19 protein-coding genes are annotated in these 20,043 nt (G+C 60.9%); 14 read left to right on the top strand and 5 right to left on the bottom strand.

Annotated elements, in window-relative coordinates; translation table 11 throughout:
• The 6 genes from IEX97_RS11140 to IEX97_RS11115 form a co-directional block, all read left to right on the top strand.
• Window positions 1–479: hypothetical protein (locus IEX97_RS11140; protein WP_229776831.1), on the top strand; the 479-nt coding region annotated here is incomplete at its 5' end.
• Window positions 401–1,213, top strand: a complete 813-nt coding sequence (locus IEX97_RS11135) for a DUF4129 domain-containing protein (protein WP_188883068.1) — start codon at window positions 401–403, stop codon at window positions 1,211–1,213. The genes IEX97_RS11140 and IEX97_RS11135, both read left to right, overlap by 79 nt.
• 29 nt (window positions 1,214–1,242) lie before the next feature.
• Window positions 1,243–1,911 (top strand): hypothetical protein, encoded by a 669-nt coding sequence (locus IEX97_RS11130; RefSeq protein WP_188883067.1) that lies wholly within the window; start codon window positions 1,243–1,245, stop codon window positions 1,909–1,911.
• A 12-nt stretch (window positions 1,912–1,923) separates the two neighbouring features.
• Complete coding sequence (locus tag IEX97_RS11125) at window positions 1,924–2,148, top strand: hypothetical protein (RefSeq protein WP_229776832.1); 225 nt, start codon at window positions 1,924–1,926, stop codon at window positions 2,146–2,148.
• Between the two features lie 273 nt (window positions 2,149–2,421).
• Window positions 2,422–2,919 (top strand): GntR family transcriptional regulator, encoded by a 498-nt coding sequence (locus tag IEX97_RS11120; protein WP_188883064.1) that lies wholly within the window; start codon window positions 2,422–2,424, stop codon window positions 2,917–2,919.
• On the top strand, window positions 2,919–4,064 hold the full coding sequence (locus IEX97_RS11115; RefSeq protein WP_188883063.1) for a DUF1648 domain-containing protein: 1,146 nt from the start codon (window positions 2,919–2,921) through the stop codon (window positions 4,062–4,064). Before IEX97_RS11120 ends, IEX97_RS11115 begins: the two co-directional genes overlap by 1 nt.
• Here the strand turns inward: IEX97_RS11115 and IEX97_RS11110 are convergent.
• From IEX97_RS11110 to nadC, 4 genes are all read right to left on the bottom strand, one after another.
• A complete protein-coding gene (locus IEX97_RS11110; RefSeq protein WP_188883062.1) occupies window positions 4,054–5,574 on the bottom strand; it encodes a carboxylesterase/lipase family protein in 1,521 nt (506 codons plus the stop codon). The two genes, IEX97_RS11115 and IEX97_RS11110, sit on opposite strands and share 11 nt — an antisense overlap.
• A gap of 294 nt (window positions 5,575–5,868) precedes the next feature.
• Entirely contained in the window at window positions 5,869–6,927 is a 1,059-nt protein-coding gene (nadA, locus tag IEX97_RS11105) for a quinolinate synthase NadA (RefSeq protein WP_268238339.1), read from the bottom strand.
• On the bottom strand, window positions 6,911–8,569 hold the full coding sequence (locus IEX97_RS11100) for an L-aspartate oxidase (protein ID WP_229776830.1): 1,659 nt from the start codon (window positions 8,567–8,569) through the stop codon (window positions 6,911–6,913). The genes nadA and IEX97_RS11100 overlap by 17 nt, the downstream gene beginning before the upstream one ends.
• Window positions 8,566–9,420, bottom strand: a complete 855-nt coding sequence (gene nadC, locus IEX97_RS11095; protein ID WP_188883060.1) for a carboxylating nicotinate-nucleotide diphosphorylase — start codon at window positions 9,418–9,420, stop codon at window positions 8,566–8,568. The genes IEX97_RS11100 and nadC overlap by 4 nt, the downstream gene beginning before the upstream one ends.
• A 315-nt stretch (window positions 9,421–9,735) precedes the next feature.
• Between nadC and IEX97_RS11090 the strand changes: the two genes are divergently transcribed.
• From IEX97_RS11090 to IEX97_RS11080, 3 genes are all read left to right on the top strand, one after another.
• A complete protein-coding gene (locus tag IEX97_RS11090) occupies window positions 9,736–9,972 on the top strand; it encodes an AbrB/MazE/SpoVT family DNA-binding domain-containing protein (protein WP_229776829.1) in 237 nt (78 codons plus the stop codon).
• Window positions 9,973–10,299 carry a type II toxin-antitoxin system PemK/MazF family toxin gene (locus tag IEX97_RS11085; protein WP_188883057.1) on the top strand — a complete coding sequence of 109 codons (327 nt, stop codon included), beginning with the start codon at window positions 9,973–9,975 and terminating at the stop codon, window positions 10,297–10,299.
• Window positions 10,300–10,480: 181 nt separating this feature from the next.
• On the top strand, window positions 10,481–11,599 hold the full coding sequence (locus tag IEX97_RS11080) for a carbohydrate kinase family protein (protein WP_188883056.1): 1,119 nt from the start codon (window positions 10,481–10,483) through the stop codon (window positions 11,597–11,599).
• A gap of 67 nt (window positions 11,600–11,666) precedes the next feature.
• Here the strand turns inward: IEX97_RS11080 and IEX97_RS11075 are convergent, their stop codons facing one another.
• Entirely contained in the window at window positions 11,667–12,737 is a 1,071-nt protein-coding gene (locus tag IEX97_RS11075) for a LacI family DNA-binding transcriptional regulator (protein ID WP_268238338.1), read from the bottom strand.
• Between the two features lie 366 nt (window positions 12,738–13,103).
• Between IEX97_RS11075 and IEX97_RS11070 the strand changes: the two genes are divergently transcribed.
• From IEX97_RS11070 to IEX97_RS11050, 5 genes are all read left to right on the top strand, one after another.
• Window positions 13,104–14,786, top strand: coding sequence for a type 2 periplasmic-binding domain-containing protein (locus IEX97_RS11070; protein WP_188883051.1), 1,683 nt, complete (start codon window positions 13,104–13,106; stop codon window positions 14,784–14,786).
• A 77-nt stretch (window positions 14,787–14,863) separates the two neighbouring features.
• On the top strand, window positions 14,864–15,841 hold the full coding sequence (locus IEX97_RS11065) for an ABC transporter permease (protein ID WP_229776828.1): 978 nt from the start codon (window positions 14,864–14,866) through the stop codon (window positions 15,839–15,841).
• Between the two features lie 22 nt (window positions 15,842–15,863).
• Window positions 15,864–16,778, top strand: a complete 915-nt coding sequence (locus IEX97_RS11060) for a carbohydrate ABC transporter permease (RefSeq protein ID WP_188883050.1) — start codon at window positions 15,864–15,866, stop codon at window positions 16,776–16,778.
• 60 nt (window positions 16,779–16,838) lie between these two features.
• Window positions 16,839–17,804, top strand: coding sequence for a glycoside hydrolase family 43 protein (locus IEX97_RS11055; protein ID WP_188883049.1), 966 nt, complete (start codon window positions 16,839–16,841; stop codon window positions 17,802–17,804).
• Window positions 17,797–19,956, top strand: a complete 2,160-nt coding sequence (locus IEX97_RS11050) for a glycosyl hydrolase (RefSeq protein WP_188883047.1) — start codon at window positions 17,797–17,799, stop codon at window positions 19,954–19,956. Before IEX97_RS11055 ends, IEX97_RS11050 begins: the two co-directional genes overlap by 8 nt.
• Window positions 19,957–20,043: the final 87 nt, after the last annotated feature.

Genomic DNA, 20,043 nt, shown 5'->3' with positions numbered 1-20,043 from the left:
GGGGCGCGGCCCCGGGCGCGTGGCTGCGGGCCGTGCTCGCGGCAGGTGCCGGAACCGCTTTGCTGCGCGGGGCCCGCGCCGCCGACACCGGGCGCCTGCCCGGCGGGGGATGGCTCTTGACGGGCTTTCTCGTGTACTTTGCCGCCGGTATCGTGTATGGCCACATCGCAGGCTGGCGCGACTTGCAGGGTCTTGTGACGGTGGCGGGCTGGCTGGCGGTGGCGGTGGTGTGGCTCGCGGCCAACGCGGACCACCTGCGGGCGTCCGTGTCGTCCCACCTGGGCGCAGGAGCTCCCGATGCATCGGTGGTGCGCGCCAACCGCAGGCATATCGCCGTGCTGTGGGCGTTGGCGCTGCTCATCAGCGCCTGGCGGCAGTTGGCGGCGGCGGTGCGCGCTGCGTGGCACCCTGGCGGCAGTTGGCGGCGGCGGTGCGCGCGGCGTGGCACGCGGCACTCGTGTGGGTGTGGCAGATGGTAGCGGCCGTGTTCCGGTGGTTGACGCCGCCGGCGGCACCGCACCGTGTCCCGCCGCAAGCTGCCAGGCCCGAGCTTCCGCCAGCCCACGCCTCGCCGTGGGCAGCTTGGCTGGACCGGGTGCTGCCGTGGGTGGTGGTGGCCGCCCTGTGTGCCTGTGCGGTTTATCTCTTGTGGCGCGGCGCCCCGCGGGTGGTCCGTTGGCTGCGGCAAGCCGTGGCTTGGCTGTGGCGTCGGCTTGGCCGCGAGGCCGAACCGGCGTACGTGGAGGAGGTTGAATCGCTGCCGGTGTGGCGGGCGTGGGCGGACGCCTGGCGGAAGGCCCGCGTCCTGCGCCGGGACGGCCGCGCCGTGTGGCCGCGCTGGGAGGAGCTGCCCACGCCCGCGGCGCGTATCCGCTATTTGTACCGGTGGCTGACGGCGCAGGCCGCCCGGAAAGGTCTTCCTGTACCGCCGCACGACACGCCGCGGGAAGCCGCGGCGCGGATTGAAGCGGCGATGGCCCCCTCGTGTCCCGAGATTCCGGAGTTGGCCCATTGGTACAACGAGGTCCGCTACGGCGAGCGGCCAGGGGACGCGGCGGCCGCCGAGCGTTTGTATCAGGCGCTTTCCACACGCTTTGGCGAGAGCGCGGCGCGCGGCGGCGCAACGCGGGGCGATGCGCGGCGAGCGCCGAAGAGGGCGGAGATGCGGCGGGATCGCGAAAGGTCAGGCGATGGGATCAAGCGTCCGCAATAAAACAGCGCGCTGCATGCGGAGGGATGCGGATGAAGGCGGTTGGTTGGCTTGCGTGTACGGCGGCGGTGCTGGCGGCGGGCTGCGCGGTGACGCTGGCGATGGACATCCACCGATGGCAGGTCAACCGCCGCGGTGAGATCGCGCTGTACGATCAATGGTACCAGTACATGGCCATCGCGCGCGACACGGCCCATTCCATTGGCGAGGACGAACCACCGCGCAAAAGTGCGACGTATGTATCTTCGCCGGGGGCGGCGGTCAACGAGATGGCGGATTGGTTGCGCCGCGCCACCGTCATGGCCGCATCTCCCGCCTGGTATTTCGCGGTGCCGGACAGCGCGGTGTTACAACGCCTGAGCGGACTGTCCGGGGCCATTGCCGACGATATGGCGTACATGTACCAGCCCGTTCCGCGCGGCGGCGCCAGACCGACGGAGGCGCAGCTGCGGTCCGAACGAGACTTCCTGGCGAGTGACCTCGATCTCATCCTCTCTCGTTTGCCCAAACAGGTCACGTCCGTCCGGCAGTTGAACGCGCTCGTCCCGCAGCTGGACGCGCTCACCGGCCAGATTCGGCGGCGCGATGAGCGGTACATGGTGGCGCAAGGGCTGCTCGTCATGGAACCGCCGGGCGCCCCGGAAGGCAAGTCGCTCGCGCATACCGCCTCATCCGGCAGGAAAGAATCTGCCTGGAGGTGATGGCGCGTGCGTATGGAAGCTGTGCAGGAACAGTTGCAGCAATGGGGAGAGCTCATCATCACCACGGCGGCCGGGGAGTCGTACGAGATCCACCTCGGCGACACCACGTTCGACGTGGCCAAGCGGGTCATCAAGCTCAGCACGCCGGATGCGGAGTACCTGATTGACGGCGATGCGGTGGAAAACGTGAAGAAGCATTACGGCCACAAGGTGGACGCCGACGACACGCACCACTGACCAACCGCGGACGGCCGCGATGGGCGCGTAACGGAGCCGAACGCACAGGCCGCACGCGAAGGAGCCAGCCTCGACCCCTCGGGGCTGGCTTTGCGCGCTGTCTGGGAGGTGGATGATACGGCACGCGCATCCTGCAGGGCATGCCTGCTCCTGCACATACCTTCTCCTGCGTAAACCCCCTGCGCTTCGCTCATGTTCATCCCTCTTGTCATGATCATCCGATGCAGTTAGAATTGATACATAACATATATAACAATCAAGGGGACGGCACGCATGCTGCTCTATCTGCAACCGGACAGCGACAAGCCGTTGTACCAGCAGATTCGCGATCAAATCGTGACCGGACTGGCCACCGGCCAGCTGTTTGTTGGCGAGTCGTTGCCGCCCATTCGCCAGCTGGCTGTCGACTTCGGCATCCATTACCATACCGTCCACAAGGCGTATGACCAGCTCCGCCAGGAGGGTTTGATTCGTCTCAACCGGCGCACGGGCGCGGTCATCTGGTGCGATCCGCCTCCGCCCGGCTTCGCCGCGCAGTGGCGGGAACAGGTCCGCGTGCTGTTGGCGGAGGCTTGGGTCAAAGGCATGTCGCCGGATGACATTTTGGCGACATGTGCGGACATTGTTAGGTCGTTTCAACCGGTTGGCGGGTTACGCTCGGGGGCTGAAGCCGGCAGCAAACAAGCAGCCGGGAACGCGGCGCACGGCGGGCGCGGTGGCTCGCGGCCACCTGGGCGGGTACGCCTGGACGACGAAGGAGGCGAATCGTGATGCCTGTCTCTGTTCTCGCCGTCACGCTGGCGTGTATCCTCTGCTTGATTGCTGCCGAATGGGTGCTGCCACTCGTCGTGCCGCCCACCCTCCCGTTCGGCGTGCGCGTTCCCCTCGAGTATGCGGACCACGCCGCGGTGCGGCATGCTGCACGCGCCTATCGCCGGCGGCTTGCGGGGATTGGGTTGGCGGCCCTGGCGTTGGACATCGCCACCTGGTTCCTGTCTCCCGGTCCGGCGCTGGCCGCAGGAATTGCGCTCGTGCTTGCCACCGGAGCCGCTTGCTATGCCAATTATTACGCTGCGCATCGCGCGTTGCAGCGAGTGAAGGAAGCGGAAGGTTGGTTCGCGGGCCGAACGCAGGTCATCGCTGCCGAAACGCGGGGGCAAGAGCGCCGGTCACCGTCGTGGTGGTGGAGCGCGCCAGCGTGGGGCGTGTTCCTGAGCGTCATCGCGATCGGCATCTGGCGCTACCCGCAGATCCCGGAGCGTTTTCCAATCCACTTCACGGCAGAGGGCACGCCGACGCAGTGGGCCACGAAAAGCGTGGGCTCTGTCTTCGGGACCTGCGTGCCGGGGCTTCTCTTACTGCTGATCAATCTGCTGGTGCACACATTCGGCCGGCGCAGCCGGATCGACGTCGATCCGGAGGCCCCCGCGGACTCCGTCCAGCGCCAGGCCGCGCGCAACCGGCGCTGGATTGCGGCTTTCTGGGTGTCGTGCACGTTTGCCGAGGTGGGGCTGGGTATGGCGAGCCTCGTGCTATGGGGCATGCTCAGTCCGGCAAGCGCGTGGGCGATATGGGGAATGCCGCTGGTCATCGTGTTGGGCGCCATCCTCCCGTGGGTCGTCGCACTCATCCTGCCTGGGCCCGCGCCGCGCACAACCGCGGACACGCCCGCGCCGGGCGCAACCGCGCCGGGACAGCCACCGCACGTGGTGCACCGGGACGATGACCGGTTCTGGAAGGCCGGCGTCTTTTACGTCAACCCGGACGATCCGGCCTTCCTCGTGCCCAAGCGGTTTGGCGTCGGCTGGACGTTCAACTTCGGCCATCGCGCTGCCTGGTGGGGGATGCTGGCGCTTTTGGCATTGGCCGCGCTGCCTGGTGTGGTGGTCGTTTTGGCGGTGTCGCTCACGCGTTGACCTGGGGGCCGCCTGACGCCGGGGCCGCGGGGCGCCAGACCACCCGCTCCGGCCCGTACGGGTCCTCCTCGACGTGGGTTTCCGGGCCGAATGCCAGCAGTGCCCGCCGGGAGAGGTCGTAGGCCGGCCAGGCCGGACCCCCGGGGTGATTTGGGTCTCCCGTCTTGGCAAACGCGACCCACGCCTGGTGCATCTGATCCGCAATCGGTTGCCGCGCCGGCGAGTCGCCGGTGAACCGTTCCACCCCGGCCTGCTGCAGGTTGTGGAACACAAACGGGATCTCCATCGCGTGGCAGGCGCCGAGGCGTCCCTCGAGGACCGGCGAGGCCCAGTCGAACCGGTACATCCATACCCGGTTGCCTCGGCTGGCCAGGATGTCTGCCGTGGTGAGCATCGGATCGACAAACACCCGATAAGTGAGCAGGGCGGACAATTTGGCCGCAGGCTCGCGCGGCTGGCGCCGCGCGAGGTAGTGGTCCAGCACGCGCTCCGGCAACGCTGGATCGAACGCGCGCAGCCTCTGCCGCAACACCGGCTCGTCCGCCTGCCACCAGGCGGGATCACCCGCGAGGAACAGATTGAATTCATCCCGTGTGACGCCGAGGATAACCGGGATGCCCGGGGCGGCGCCGTCCGCCAGGGCGGCGATGGGGTGCTGCGGGAGGAACTGGCCGTCCACCACCGGTCCGAACGGCAGCCCGGGCTCCGCCAGGGCTGCGGCGGCCGCCACGAACCGCTCGCCGGGCAGCGACAACAAGGTGCCGGCGTCGCCGGGTGCGACGCCGAGGGCGGACAGAAAGCGGTGCGTGAACGCCAGGGCTTCGTCCGGCGTACGCACGCCGAGCGCGCCGCTGCCGCTTTGCATCACCGCTTGGTGGAACAGCCCGCGCGCGCTCGGCACGGTGAGCAGGGTGGCGACGCTGCCCGCCCCGGCGGATTCGCCGAAAATGGTGATCCGGTTCGGGTCGCCGCCGAACGCCGCGATGTTCTCCTTCACCCAGCGCAATGCGGCGACCTGGTCCTGCAGCCCCAGGTTCGCGGAACGGGCAAATGCCGGACCGAACAGTTCCCCCAGATAGAGAAAGCCCAGCGCGCCCAGGCGGTAGTTGATGGTGACGAGCACCACACCGTGATGCGCGAAGGCCGTCCCGTCGTACCAGTTGATGGATCCCGATCCGCCGGTGTACGCCCCGCCGTGGATCCAGACCATCACCGGGTGCTGGCCGCCGTCAGCCGGTGCCCAGATGTTGAGGTACAGGCAGTCTTCGCTCTCCGGGAGCTTGGACGCGCCGACGAGGTTGGCCAGGGTCTGGTCTTCCGCCTGCAGGGATGCGGGTCCGAACGAGAAGGCGCTTTTCACTTCACCCCACGGGTCCGGAGGCTCCGGGGGCTGAAACCGGCGTGATCCCACCGGAGGCTTGGCGTACGGGATGCCACGCCACTGCCGCACCCCGTGCGCGGTAAAGCCACGCACCGGTCCGTAGGTTGTCTCCACAATGACGCCGCTCACTTGGCATGCGCCTCCTCAACATGGGATGGAAATCCAGTTGGGTATAGTGTAGCGCCAAAGCGGGGTGAAGGATAGCGGTGTGAACGGGCGGAGGGGCTCAAATGGTTCGAGATGCGTGAGGGGGACGGAATACCTTTGTGTGTGCTAGAATAACACTGTACATGGCAGGAGGGTAACCCCTCCTGCTGGATTGTCGGAATCCCGCCTTCAGCTTGCCGGCAGGGCGGGATTTGCCTTTCACGGCCCGGATGATGTCTGCGATGCCGTAACACAAGGACGTTCGGCTTCGCAAGATCAGCCAATCGCAATCATCCGCTCAATGGCGGTGCGCGCCCGGGCGGCGATGTCCGCCGGCACGGTGATGACGTGCTTGTTTTCCCGCAGCGCGTCGCGCACCTTGGCCAAGGTGATCTTCTTCATGAACGGGCAGACAGCGTCCGGATTGGCGGGGATGAACCGCTTGCCCGGGTTCTGCTTCTCCATCTGGTGCAGAATGCCTACCTCCGTGGCCACCACGAACTCCTCCGCTTGCGATTGGCGGGCGTGCTGCAGCATGCCGCCGGTGGAGAGAATTTTCGTGCGCTCGGCCGGCAGCACGCCTTCCGCCACGAGCATCATGTTCGAGGTCGAGCAACCGCACTCCGGATGGACCAACAGCTCCGCGCGGGGATGCTCCTTGACCACCGTCTGCACCTGCAGCGGCTGAATGCCTGCGTGCACGTGGCACTCGCCCATCCAGATGTGCATGTTCTTGCGTCCGGTCACCCGCTGCACGTAGGAACCCAGAAACATGTCGGGCAGAAACAAGATCTCCTTGTCCTCCGGGATGGCCTGCACCACCTGCACGGCGTTGGACGAAGTGCAGCAATAGTCGCTCTCCGCCTTCACCTCGGCCGAGGTGTTCACGTAGGCGACGACCACGGCGCCCGGGTGTTCGGCTTTCCATGCCCGCAGCTCGTCTGCCGTAATGGAGTCGGCCAAGGAACAGCCGGCTTCGAGATCGGGCAGGAGCACCACCTTGTCCGGGTTGAGGATGGCCGCCGTCTCGGCCATGAAATGCACGCCGCAGAAGACAATCACGTCCGCATCCGTGCGCGCGGCGGCGCGGGCGAGGGCGAGCGAGTCGCCGAGTACGTCCGCGATGTCCTGCACCTCGGGCAGTTGGTAGTTGTGCGCGAGGATGAGGGCGTTGCGCTCCGCCTTCAGCCGCAGGATCTCCTCCTGCAGTGCGGTGATATCCAGGGTGGCGTTCATCTTCCATCCACCTTTCGTGTTGTGATGGATCGTCCGGCTTACGTGTGAACTTTCGTGTGAAAAGCGTGTGATCTCGTGTGATCTATCGTTTGCGCACACCCGCCGGCACAGAGGCTGCGGCACGGCAGTCCTCCGTACGCCTCCCGGCCAGCACCGTATCCACGCCGGCGAGCCGCGGGTCGGCCTCCGGGTAATCGCGCCGGTAATGCGCCCCGCGGCTCTCACGCCGGGCCAGCGCCGCTTCGGCGATCCGCTGTGCGACGCACACGGCGGCTGAGTGCGGACGCTCCTCTGCCCATGCCGCAAGCTGGCGCAGCAGCATCCGCAGGCCCGCTTCGTCGCGGATGACGCCCGCGTACCGCCACATCCACTGCTGGAGCTCGGCCAGAAATGCGGGCGGATCGGTCGTAAAGCCGGTGTCCAATTCGGCGTCCAATTCGGCGTCCACACTGCCCGCGCGCGTCGCGGACGCTGTGCCGGCGGCTTCTATCGCGTCGCCGCGCAGGGATTGGTACAGTTCATAGGCCATCACCAAACACTCAAGCAACGAGTTGCTCGCCAAACGGTTGGCGCCGTGGCAGCCGGTGTTGGCCGCTTCGCCAATGGCGAACAGCCCTGGCACGTCCGTGCGCCCGTCCATCGCGGCGGTGATGCCGCCCATCAGGAAGTGGGCGGCCGGCGTGACCGGGAGCGGATGGCGCGCGGGGTCGAGCCCGTGTGCCAGGCAGCCGGCGTACACGGTGGGAAAGCGCTCCGCCAAGTCCGGGATGTGCCGGCAGTCGAGGTACACGGGCCGGCCCTCCAGCTTGCACGCAAACACCGCCCGCGCCACCACGTCGCGCGGCGCAAGATCGCCAAGCGGGTGACGGGCGAGGATGGGGCGCTCCTCGCTGTCGATGAGGCGTGCCCCGGCGCCGCGCAAGGCTTCCGTCAGCAAAAAGCGCGGGTTGTCGCCCGCATCGAGCGCGGTGGGGTGAAACTGGACGAACTCCATGTTGCGCAGGGTCGCGCCGGCCGCGAAGGCGAGCGCCAACCCTTCGCCGAGCGCGCCTTGCGGATTGGTGGTGCAGGCGAACAGTTGCCCGGCGCCGCCGGTGGCGATGACCACCGCCCGCCGCGCCGTGACGAGCATGGTCTCACTCACCGCCGCCGCGCCGGCCCCGTCCCGGGCGGCGTCCGCCATCCCGGCGGAGTTGCCCGCCGCAGACAAACCGTCCTCCGTCCGCACCATCGCGCCTTGGACGCGGCCTGCCGCCAGCCACAGCCGGGTGGCCGTGCCCTTGACGCAAACCACGTTCGCGCGCGCCGCGACGATGGGCGCGAGCACCGCCATGACATGCCGGCCGGTGGCGTCGCCGCCGGCGTGCAGGATGCGCGGGCGGCTGTGCGCCCCCTCCAAGCCGAGCCGCAGGCGGCCGGCGGCATCGCGATCGAACGGGACGCCGAGTTCCATCAGCCAACGCACCACCTCCGGCGCCCGCGCGGTGAGGCGCTCCACAGCCTCCGCACGGCAGAGGCCGTCGCCGGCGGCGATGGTGTCCGCCGCGTGCAGCGCGGGCGAATCGCCGTCCCCGACCGCGGCCGCGATCCCGCCCTGCGCATGCGCCGAGTTGCTGCCCGCGGGGGGCGTCTTCTGAACCAACGCCACGTCGCCGATCTCGCTCAGCCAGTAGGCAGCCGCGTGCCCGGCCAGCCCGCCGCCGAGGATGACGAAGTCCGCATCCATCCGCCGCATGGTCATCCCCCCGCCCCCGGGGCGGCGAGTTCCACATCGAGGCTGACGTCGATGCTCGTCGCCGAGTGGGTGAGCGCGCCCATTGAGATGTAGTCGACGCCGGTGGCGGCGACCGCAGCCAGGCGGTCCAGCGTCATGTTGCCGCTCGCTTCCAGCGGCACGCGGCCCGCGGCCTCCGCGACCGCCTGGCGCATCGTCGCAAGGTCCATGTTGTCGAGCAGGATGAGGTCGGCGCCGCTCGCCAACGCCTCGCGCAGTTGGTCGATGGTCTCGACCTCGACCTCTATCTTCTGTGCCAGCCCGGCGTGGGCGCGGGCACGGGCCACGGCCGCGCGCACGCCGCCCGCCAGCGCGATGTGGTTGTCTTTGATGAGGATCATGTCGTCCAGGCCGAAGCGGTGGTTCATGCCGCCGCCGACGCGCACCGCGTACTTCTCCAGGTAGCGCCAGCCGGGCGTCGTCTTGCGCGTGTCGAGCAGCTTCGCCTTCGTGCCGGCCAGCTGCGCGACGGCGGATCGCGTCAAGGTGGCGATTCCGGTGAGGCGCGCGAGAAAGTTGAGCGCCGTGCGCTCTGCGCCGAGGATCGCGATCGCGTCGCCTTCCACGCGGCAGACGGCGGTTCCGGCGGCCACGTCGGCACCTTCCGCCACCAGCGGCGTCACCACGACGCCTGGGTCCACCGCGTGGAACACCGCGGCGACGACCGGCAGTCCGGCCACGCGCGCGTCTTCTTTGACGAGCACCACCGCCCGCGCCGCGGTCCCCGGCGGCAGGACAGCGGCGGACGTCGCGTCGCCGCGGCCGATGTCTTCGGCAAGGGCGAGCTGGATCAGCGCCTGCACACTCTGCGGCAGCATGTCCAGCACCTCCTGTTCTGTCCGGTGCGCCGTTGTCGTACGGACCGCCACACACCGGCGGTATGTGGCGCGTGCCAACGAACGGCGCCTTGCTGTGTGGCATGTCGTGTCGCTGGCATGCTGTATATACACCTGAGTTTACACCTTGCCGAGTGAATGCGCCAGACCCCCGGCATCGTTCTCTCCTACTGAAGCCTGACACGAACGGAGGGAGAGTATGGTGTTCAACCTTGACGTATATACTGTGTATATACAAACAGGATGGAAGGTGATATCATGAAGGCTGATGAGGGCTCGGATGAGGAGGAGATTTGCATGGTCACGACCGTGCAAAAATGGGGCAACAGCCTTGCCGTCCGAATTCCTAGTGCTGTCGCCGAAAAACTAGCCATTCGGCAAGGGTCTGAAATCGAATTCATCATCGAAGACAACGCCATCATTTTGAAGCCAAAAAAGAAGAAGCCGACTCTGGAAGAACTTTTGGCGAAAATCACGCCAGAAAATCGCCATGCGGAAATCGATTTTGGTGTTGAGGGAGATGAATTCGTATAAATGCGCGTGCCAGACCGTGGCGATTTAGTCTATGTTCATTTCAACCCTCAAGCGGGACATGAGCAAGCAGGCAGACGACCGGGGATTGTGCTATCGCCGATAGCCTTCAATCGTGCCACTGGATTTGCCGTGGTCTGTCCCATCACGCGCCAGAAAAAGGGGTATCCATTCGAAGTGCCATTGCCGGAAGGGCTTGTCTTTGCAGGCGTTATCCTGGCTGACCAAGTGAAGAGCTTGGATTGGCGGGCTCGGCGGTTTCAAATTGAAGGCCGAGCCCCCGATGATGTGATTATGGATTGCCTGGATTTGATACATACATTTTTATGAGGACTGTGAGAACCGTTTACGAAGTTACTGACTCTACGCCAAACTGTGCGGCCGTTTGCTGAACGAGCGAACATCTCGTTTGCGGCTGGGGATTTTCGGTCTGCACGTGCTTGCATGTACACCGTCTTGGGCCTAGCGGAGATATTGACAACACAGTCAATTCTGGAAAAGGATGGGTTGCATGAAAACTGTCGTATCCCTTGGCGAATCGTTGATCGATTTGGTTGCCGCCACGCCGGGCCATCTCTCCGAAACGGATGTGTTTGAACGCGCCCCGGGCGGCGCGCCGGCCAATGTCGCAGCAGCCGTGGCACGCCTCGGCGGGCGGGCGGCGTTCGTCGGCAAGCGCGGGGCAGATCCGTTCGGTGACTGCATCGAACAGACGCTCCGCGCGGCAGGGGTCGATACGCGGTACTTCCTGCCGACGAACGACGCCAAGACGGGCCTCGCGTTTGTGTCCCTGCGCCCGGACGGCGAGCGGTCGTTTCTCTTCTACCGCGATCCGTCCGCCGACATGCTGCTGGAACCGGCGGATGTTCCGGTGGATTTCATTGCGCAGAGCGGCGTTCTGCACATCGGCAGCGTGTCCATGGCCCAGGAACCGGCCCGTGCGGCCACCATCTTTGCCGCCCAAGCAGCCCGGGCGCGCGGGGTTTGGGTGTCCTTCGATCCCAACTGGCGCCCGCCGCTGTGGCCGAATCCGGAGGAGGGGCGCGCCGTCATCCTGTCGGTGCTGCCGCTGTGCGACATGGTGAAGGTGAACCGCGAGGAACTCCTCTTCTTGGCCGGCACGGAAGACGTGGAAGCAGGCGCCCGCTTCCTTCATGCACAAGGACCACGCCTGGTGGTTATCACGCTGGACAAAGACGGGTGCTATTACGCTTGGCGGCCTGGCGGCTCGGATGCTGCCGCGGCAGCTGCGGCTGCGTGCGCCGGCTATGTGCCTGGCATTCCCGTTTCTTGTGTCGATACGACAGGCGCAGGGGACGCGTTCGTCGGTGCCCTCCTGTTTCACATCGCGCAGGCGTTGGCTGAGGCAGGTACAGGCGCGCAGAGCCCGAGCACGGCGCCGGAGGCAGAGGCAGAGGCAGAGGAGGATGGTACGGACGGGCCACTGCCGCACCGTGTATGCCCGGATGACCATTTGCATCGTATCATCGCTCAACGGTTGCCGCAGTGGGCTGCGTTTGCGGTGGCCGCGAGCGCCTTGGTGACATTGCGCAAAGGGGCCATTCCAGCGTTGCCGACCCGCGACGAAGTGCTGGCGTTCGCGCGGGAACGGGGGGGTGTCCGTTCATGAAGACATTGATTTCGGTAGATGAGGCACATTGGCTCTGCTTGTGAACGTGGTCTGACGAATAGATTTTTTATTCGCGTTGTATGTTATGTCCGTTCTTGAGTGTATAACCACAACTTTCCCGAATGACCAATTGTGTAGGCACAGTGATAGTAAAAGGCGGACTGTCATCACACAATCCGTTCAAAAGCAGGTTTGCTGCCAAACGACCAACCATCATGGCGGGCGTACGGACGGTGGTGAGTGGCGGACGAACATACGCAACCATTTCCAGTATATCATCAAATCCAACAATGGCGACATCCTCTGGGATTCGTAATCCTGCATCAAGAAATGCATTAAACGCTCCAATCGCCATCGGATCGTTTCCAATCAAATATGCTTGGGCGACCCGACCTTCCTTGAGGCATCGTTGCGCCATCGCGTATCCAGTACTGACAGTCCAATCGCCTTCCAAAATAACAAACTCAGAACGATACAAGCCTCGCTCTTCGAGACATTGTCTAAAGGTCCTGTATCTAGGTAAGGCAAACTCTGCCTCATTCGCGCCGCCCAGGTATCCGATTGAGGTATATCCGAGACGGATGAGATGTTCGACCGCTTGCCTTGTGCCATGAGCGAGATCGGGCAATACGGCATAATAACGGTGTGGATTCGGAGAGCAATCAATGAATACAACGCGCTTGTCCTTGTCCAAGAAATACTCAATAGCATCCTGGTTTGGTCCGATGACGATGATCCCGTCGTAATCCATGAAGTAAGAGTACGTTCGGATCGAATCTGACCATTCGAAGTGCAAGGACGATCCATCCATGCCGAGGTTCCGACATTCCAATTCGATGCCGTGTCGAATGAGCGAATAATAGGGGATACGCAAATCGCGTTCTTCGTTGAACCAGCCGATAACCGCCACTTGGCGTATTTTTTGTCTGCCGATAGACCGTCGTCTAGTTTTCACCCGGTAATTCAATTGTTCCGCTGCTTCGAAAATCCGCTCCTTGATGTCATCCGAGATAGACAGACCTGTTTGTCCATTAAGTACTCGCGACACAGTAGAAACAGAGACACCTGTGAGACGTGCAATGTCCTGCAGAGTGGCCATTCTCGTTCCGCCCTCCAAGTATTGAATTACCCTAGCCAATTGCTATCGTTAATTATACACTAAGTTTCAGATAAAACAAATGATATTTGCTGCAAATAGATGGATTGATATTAAAAAACAATTTTTGAATGAGAAATTGCCCGTATAACGTATTTCTCTAGAAGATATTATGCACATAAAAGCGTTGACTATTTCTGAAACAAATATGATAATATGCATAGATAATTTCATCAGAAGTAATTCGATATATATGCGATACAAGGGGAGGATGGTTTGCGGAGTAAGGGCTTACATTTCGGAAATAGGCTGATGCTGTCTTGTTAATGATCTCTGCAAAATGAGTGTAAACATGGTCATGGGTTCGTCTAGAAATTTGCGGTGATGAACATTTAGGGGGCGCTAAGAATGGGATTCAGGAATTCTCAATGGAAAACTGCCACAGTGCTCAGCGTCGTAGCGTTTACCTCGTTTGCGAGTGTAAGTGCAGGCTCAGGGGCTTCGTTCCAACCATTTACATCATTTGCACATATGCGCAATGATTCCACGCAAACATTGACCTGGTTCACTGATGTAAACTGGTGGACCATGGGCAAGTGGAACACGGATCCGAACACCGTTGAAGGCTATATCACAAAGAAGTTTGGAATTAGCTTCGAATTTAACGTTCCGGCTCAAGATGCCGATACCAAACTTCACCTTATGTTGGTAAGCGGTAAGCTTCCCGATATTATCTCCCTGCAAGACGGCACCACGGAACAAGAGCTAATTAAGTCGGGCAAGGTGTGGAACCTCGAGGAATTCTTTAAGAAGTACGACCCAACTGCTTTGACGGACGGCACCTTCCCTCCGGATCTTGTTAAACTTGAGAAGCAGACATTTGGTGGCTTCTATTCTGTTCCGAGTTGGGCATCGACACCGGATATGGTGAAGAAGTATCCACCTGCACAAAAGGATCACCTTTATTCTGCGAACCAGGCCGTCATCTACAACGAACACATCATGAAACAGGCGGGGCTCAAACTCGCCGATTTAAAGACTGAAGACGGGCTTCTTAAAGCATTGCAAAAGGTCAAGAGCATGCATCTTACCTATAAAGGTGCACCGGTAATCCCGCTCCAGATCGACAATAGTAACCAATGGTATGGTTCGACTGTGCAGGCTCTGGCCCAAATGTTCGGTGCGATGCCGGTCGATCAGAAGGGGAACTATCGCGACCTAATCCTTTCTCCAGAGATGAAGCACGCCATCGATTTCCTCTTCAAGGCAGCACAAATGGGGGCATTGGACCGCAGTCAGATCACGCTTGATACGAACGGGACAAACAACGTGGTCAGGTCAGGACGCGTGTTTTGCTTTATCGGCAACACAGCAAACCCGCATCCAGAGACGATGTGGCAGACCGATCCCACAGAAACGTGGGTGTCCCCTGGCCCGTTGCTGTCGAACCCATATCGTCGACCGACGTTCGGTCATGCGCAGTATGGCCTTGGGTGGACACAGACGTACGTATCGAAGTCTGTTCAGAACCCCCAGATAGTCGCCAAGTGGATGCATTGGATGTATAGCTATGATGGTGAAGTATTAACGAACTATGGTTTCGCCGGCAAAGACTATACCGTGAAAAACGGACTCATCTACCCGACAGCACAAGCCAAGAAGTATCCGTCGAATTATTGGGAAACGACTGGCCTTGGTGCGTTCTGGTTTTTCAACAATGGGCCATTTTTCTCCCATGTCAGTCCTCCGCCTAGCGACGAGTCGGGTAAGATGGTTCAGCAATTTAAGTCTGCTTGGCCGTCGTCGCCTCTTACGTACGTCTACGACAGCACACCGCTACAGATGCCAGCGACCCTAATCCCGCCAGGCAGTCAACTTTTCCAAATCCAGCAGCAGATTCGGCAGTATGAAGAAACCCAGGTGGCGAAAATGATCTTTGCCCCCGACGCGAAGACGGAGAACCAGATTTACCAACAGACGATCGCACAGCTCCACAAGATGGGGCTCGATCAACTACAGGCGGTATACAACCAACAGTTCCACAAGCAGGAACAGGCGTTCGGGGAGCACCTGAAGGGAATCAACCCGTAATCACGAGGGGAAGGGAACCGGCGCCAAAGTGGATTCGATTCACTTTGGCGCTGTTCTCGCGTAAGGGAGGTAAGTGTGTGACAAGGACATCTTCAATAACCCCTTCTGTGGTGCGCGTGGCCATGCGAAACAAGCCCTATACCTTTGGCCATGATTGGCGCACGCAGACGGAACTGCACAGTATGCTCTTACCCGGCGTGTTCTTCATCATTGTGTTTCATTTCATTCCGCTGTTCGGACTCTTGATGGCTTTCAAGAACTACGATCCGACCACAGGCATTCAGGGCATCTTCACAAGCGCGTGGAACAACTTTCAAAATTTCACGTGGATTTTCCATAGCTATCAGTTCTGGCCCATGATCCGCAACACACTTGGAATCAACTTTCTCGGAATGCTCGTTGGGTTTCCAGTCACCATCGGTTTTGCACTGCTGCTCAACGAAATTGTCAGCATGAAGTTTAGATCGGTCATTCAGACCGTGACTTACATGCCTCACTTTCTATCTTGGGTGATTTATGGGGGTCTCGTGATCAACCTACTGGATCCACAGTCCGGTGTGGTCAATTACCTGCTTCTTCACATGCACATTGTCCGAAAACCGGTGGAATTCTTGGCAGATCCGCAATATTTTTGGCCCTTAGCGGTCATCACAGGTTTGCTCAAGGATATCGGTTGGGGCGCCATTCTGTACCTTGCTGCCATCGCCGGAGTGGATCAAACCCTATACGAGGCAGCCGCAATTGACGGAGCGGGCCGGTTTCGGCGTATGTGGTACGTCACTCTTCCCAGCATACTGCCTACGGTCATGATCATGATCATCTTCGCCATCAGCGGGATGTTGAACAACAACTTCTCGCAGATTTACGTCTTGCAGAACTCATTGAACTTGTCGACCAGCCAGGTGATCGACACCTACGTCTATCAGGTAGGCTTACAGCAATTCCAGTTCGCACAGGCCACGGCCATCGGGTTGATGAAGTCCGTCCTCGCCCTCATCTTGCTCATCGGCGCCAACTTCGCCTCAAAAAAGTTGACTGAATCTGGTCTATTCTAGCTCCTTGAACGGGGGTTCCATCATGGTCGCTGGGAAGTCCTTCGGGGAACGCGCATTCAACGTGACCAATGTTATGATCATGTGCATCTTGATGTTCCTTACCTTGTATCCTTTCTGGTACGCAGTCATCGGTTCTCTGGATAGTGCGCAGGACCTGCAGACGGGACCGGTGTTCTTATGGCCGCGAGTCTTCACCTGGGCAAGCTATCGGGAAGTCCTTAATGATCCCGGTCTCTTGCAAGCCGTCTGGGTGACGGCGTCGCGAACCGTGATCGTGACCGTGGTCTCCATCACCTACACCGCCTTGTTTGCGTACGCATACTCACGCAGATACCTGAAAGGAAAGAAATGGTATACCGCTATCGGGTTTATTAGTATGTATTTCGGTGGCGGGCTAATCCCCACGTTCATGCTGTACAACTGGCTGGGTTTATACGATAACTACCTGGTCTACATCATCCCCTCATTGTTTGGTGGTTTCTGGAACGTAATCATACTGAACGCCAACTACAAGTCGATTCCCGACTCGCTGTTTGAAGCGGCGAAGATGGATGGCGCCAGTGAGTTGAGGATCTTTTTTCAGATTGTAATGCCCTTGTCGAAACCCGTCCTGGCCGCCTTGTCGGTCTTCACCGCGGTTGGCGTGTGGAACGACTACGGAACCACGTTATTCTTCACCCAATCGTCCAGTTTGCAAACCCTGCAGTACCTGGTGCTCAAACTCATTCAGACCACGGCGGCATCGGAGGAACTTAACAGCAATCTGAATCCAGCCGTGGCAGAAATTCTTGCGAAAGTGCAGGGTCAGGGGTTGATTTCCTCGCAAACGGTCGAATTGGCCGCCATGGTGCTAGCCGCGATCCCAGTGATTGTCATGTACCCGTTCGCACAGCGTTACTTTATCAAAGGTGTCCTGATTGGCTCGGTCAAAGAATAAACCACCTCAGTGAGTGAACGTGCTCGGTCTTGCAGTCTAAGGCGCAGAGCGAACAGGAGGATGCCGATCTTGCAATCCCATGAACAACTCGCATGGTTGCCTCCGGGTGACGTGTGGCTGGACGACGAGGGCCAGATAATTCAAGCGCACGGCGGAGGCATGTTGATCTTCGAAGGCAGGTACTATTGGTACGGAGAGAATCGCGACGTGCCTCCCGGCCAGGGCAACGTCAAGGGCGTCTCCTGTTATTCTTCCACAGATTTGGTGCATTGGACCCATCACGGGGTCGTACTCCCGGTCGTTCACGATGCGCCGGATCACGATCTCTATTTCCGTAAGGTGATCGAACGTCCGAAGGTGATTTACAATGCACGGACACGCCAGTTCGTGATGGTGCTGCACATTGACTCGCCGGACTACAAGTACGCCCGTGTCGGTTTTGCGGTCAGCGAGGCGCCCACTGGTCCATTTGTCTACCTTGGCAGCGTGCGGCCCAATAACTCGGAAAGCCGCGATATGACGGTCTTCCAAGATGACGACGGCCAAGCGTACTTGTTCTACGCTTCGGAAGGCAACGCAACCATGCACATCGCGAAGTTGTCAGACGATTACCTGCATGTGGAACCAGACTACATCCGCATCTTTGAAAACGAGTACCGGGAGGCGCCCGCGGTCTTCAAGCGCCGAGGCAAGTATTTTCTGATCACGTCGGGGTGCAGCGGGTGGGAGCCCAACGCGGCGCAATACGCGGTCGCCGACTCCATCCTTGGCCCCTGGGAAGTCGTCGGCAATCCTTGTCGCGGTCCCGGTGCGGACAAGACGTTTGGCGCACAGGGGACATTTGTCCTGCCTGTGCAAGATCGCAACACCTGGATCTTTATGGCCGATCGGTGGAAGCCGAAACAGCTCTGGAATTCTCGCTACATCTGGCTTCCTATCCACTTTCTCGCGGACGACCGGATCGTGATCCGGTGGGAGGGAGGCGCCGCCGAACGCACAGGCCACGGAGGTCAAGAGAATGCGTGATTTAGCCCGCCAATTTTTGGACCCCGACCGGTCCTTCTCCATCGTCCCGCTCTGGTTCTGGTTTGGCCGGCTGCGCAAGGAAGAACTTATCCGCCAAGTCGATGAGATGGTGGATAAAGGGGTCTACGGCGCCTTCATGCACGCGCGTCCCTATCTGCTTACGCCTTACCTCGAAGAAGAGTGGTGGGACGTGGTCGGCGGGGTGGTCGATCACGCAGCGCGCGTCGGGTTCCAGGCGTGGTTGTACGATGAATACGCTTGGCCGAGTGGAACCGCTGGGAGCGTGTTCAAGCACGGGCATCAGGCTCCGTCGCGAATCCTCGCGTTAGGCAGGCAGCACATGGCACAGGGATTGGCGATGAGGGAGGCCGAGTGGACTGGGCCTGCGCGGGTACGGGTGTTCCTGCCGGGCATTCCGGACACGCGCCAGGCGGCCTTGCTCGTGCGGGTTGTGGAGCGTGATCACCTGGACGACGCGGCCTGCCGCGAAGCGCGCGACGGGCAACCCTCCGACCCGTGCCAAACGGGCGGAGGATCGGCGGCGCGCACCTTAGTGGCTGCAGCGGATGTTTGGGACGTGAGCGGTCAGTGGGGCGACACGGTCGAACTCCCACCCGGACGCTGGCGATTGATGGTCTTCTTCACCTACGAGGTCTCCAATATGATCAACTACTTGAACCCGGAGACCGTCCAGCGGTTTATTCAGGTGACACACGAGGCGTATCGCCAACGCGTGGGTCGTCACTTCGGCACGACCATTCCTGGAATCTTCTTCGACGAGATCTTCAATGCGGGGCATCCGCTCGTATGGACGGACGGATTTGCGGAAGAATTTGCTCTGCGCGTAGGTTACGAAATCCGGCCCAAGTTGCCGCTTCTGATTTACGACGGAGACGATAAGGTGTTGACCTATGCAGTACGCCGGGACTATTTCGCCGTCCTCGCGCAGTTGTACGAAGAAGCGTTCTTTCGGCAGATATCGGCGTGGTGTACGCGACATGGTTTGTGGTTGACCGGCCACACAGAGGAGGCGTTGCACGCGCATCCTCTGCGCCAAGGGGACTACTTCGCGACGCAGCGCCATCTCCACATTCCGGGTGCGGACTGCCACGATTACCGCTACCGCTATCCTCGCACGATCACGTTCGTCGAGCCGAAGGGCGCGGTCAGTGTCGCACGCTTGTATGGCAAGCCGCGCGTATTGTCGGAGGCGCTCGGTGGGGGCGGCTGGGCGACCACACTGCAGGAGTTCAAGCGTGGCATTCACGTGCTGGCCGCGATGGGCATCAACTTCTTCGCCTTGCATGGGTTTTACAGCGAGATCGATCATCAGGGATCGCAAGCGGACTGGCCGGCCAGTTTCTTTTTCCAGAATCCGCATTGGAAGTACTTCAAAATCTTCGCCGATCACGTTCGACGCATCAGTTACATGGGTACGATCGGCAAGCCCGTTTGCCCGGTGGGGATTGTATATCCCATTCGCGCGATGTGGGAGCACACGGCAGGCGGTCGCGTGGACGACACGGGGCTGCGTATTGACCAACAGTACCATGCATTATTGAACCATCTGTTGTCAAATCAAGTGGATGCGGATCTGGTCGACGAAGCATCGATTCAGGCGGCGGAGGTGGATGGAGGGCGGTTGCGCCGAGGCGATGCGAGTTTTGCTGTCCTGTTCGTGCACAAGTGTCAACCGCTTGACAGTCGGACGTGCGACAAATTGCGAACATTTGCGGCCGCCGGAGGAACGGTGGTTCTGTACGGCGCTGGCCCGCCAGAGCCTGAGGCGGCGCTTTTAGCCGATCTCGCGCCTTGTGTGGACGCTGGCGAGGACCCAAAGGTCTGGCTGTCGATTGCCCGGCAGTATGAGGGTCACACGCTCGAAGTCGTCGCCGGTGAGGCGGAAGGCTTCTACGCCTACTGTCGCGAATACGAGGGATGTCGGTATTACTTCTTGGTCAACGCGATGGATCGCGCCAAATCGTTGGTCATCGACTTTCACGCACTGGGCGCGCCGCAACTGTGGGACCCGGAGACCGGGTCGCAGCTGCTTCTCCCGGTGTTGGCGCGATGGCCAGAGGCTAAGAAAACTCGCCTGGCCTTGACGTTGCATGAAGACCAAGCGGTGTACGTGGTATTTAGGGTCTGCTGAACGAGCGAACATCTCACTTCCGACAAGGAATTCTGGTCTCTGAACGCGAATGCATGTGCAAGGATTTTGCAGTCAACGGCCAAAAAT

The sequence above is a fragment of the Paenalicyclobacillus cellulosilyticus genome (assembly GCF_014647315.1).
In the GTDB taxonomy this organism is placed as follows: Bacteria; Bacillota; Bacilli; order Alicyclobacillales; family Alicyclobacillaceae; genus Alicyclobacillus_J; species Alicyclobacillus_J cellulosilyticus.
The sequence above is the reverse complement of the archived record's forward strand: the minus strand, read 5'-3'. Positions and strand labels throughout refer to the sequence as shown.

Bases quoted from the DNA above. Each gene is read 5' to 3' on its own strand.
- IEX97_RS11130 (WP_188883067.1), top strand. From the start codon at position 1,243: ATGAAGGCGGTTGGTTGGCTTGCGTGTACGGCGGCGGTGCTGGCGGCG.
- IEX97_RS11125 (WP_229776832.1), top strand. From the start codon at position 1,924: ATGGAAGCTGTGCAGGAACAGTTGCAGCAATGGGGAGAGCTCATCATC.
- IEX97_RS11120 (WP_188883064.1), top strand. From the start codon at position 2,422: ATGCTGCTCTATCTGCAACCGGACAGCGACAAGCCGTTGTACCAGCAG.
- IEX97_RS11115 (WP_188883063.1), top strand. From the start codon at position 2,919: ATGCCTGTCTCTGTTCTCGCCGTCACGCTGGCGTGTATCCTCTGCTTG.
- IEX97_RS11100 (WP_229776830.1), bottom strand. From the start codon at position 8,569: ATGACCATGCGGCGGATGGATGCGGACTTCGTCATCCTCGGCGGCGGG.
- nadC (WP_188883060.1), bottom strand. From the start codon at position 9,420: ATGCTGCCGCAGAGTGTGCAGGCGCTGATCCAGCTCGCCCTTGCCGAA.
- IEX97_RS11090 (WP_229776829.1), top strand. From the start codon at position 9,736: ATGGTCACGACCGTGCAAAAATGGGGCAACAGCCTTGCCGTCCGAATT.
- IEX97_RS11085 (WP_188883057.1), top strand. From the start codon at position 9,973: ATGCGCGTGCCAGACCGTGGCGATTTAGTCTATGTTCATTTCAACCCT.
- IEX97_RS11080 (WP_188883056.1), top strand. From the start codon at position 10,481: ATGAAAACTGTCGTATCCCTTGGCGAATCGTTGATCGATTTGGTTGCC.
- IEX97_RS11070 (WP_188883051.1), top strand. From the start codon at position 13,104: ATGGGATTCAGGAATTCTCAATGGAAAACTGCCACAGTGCTCAGCGTC.
- IEX97_RS11060 (WP_188883050.1), top strand. From the start codon at position 15,864: ATGGTCGCTGGGAAGTCCTTCGGGGAACGCGCATTCAACGTGACCAAT.
- IEX97_RS11055 (WP_188883049.1), top strand. From the start codon at position 16,839: ATGCCGATCTTGCAATCCCATGAACAACTCGCATGGTTGCCTCCGGGT.
- IEX97_RS11050 (WP_188883047.1), top strand. From the start codon at position 17,797: ATGCGTGATTTAGCCCGCCAATTTTTGGACCCCGACCGGTCCTTCTCC.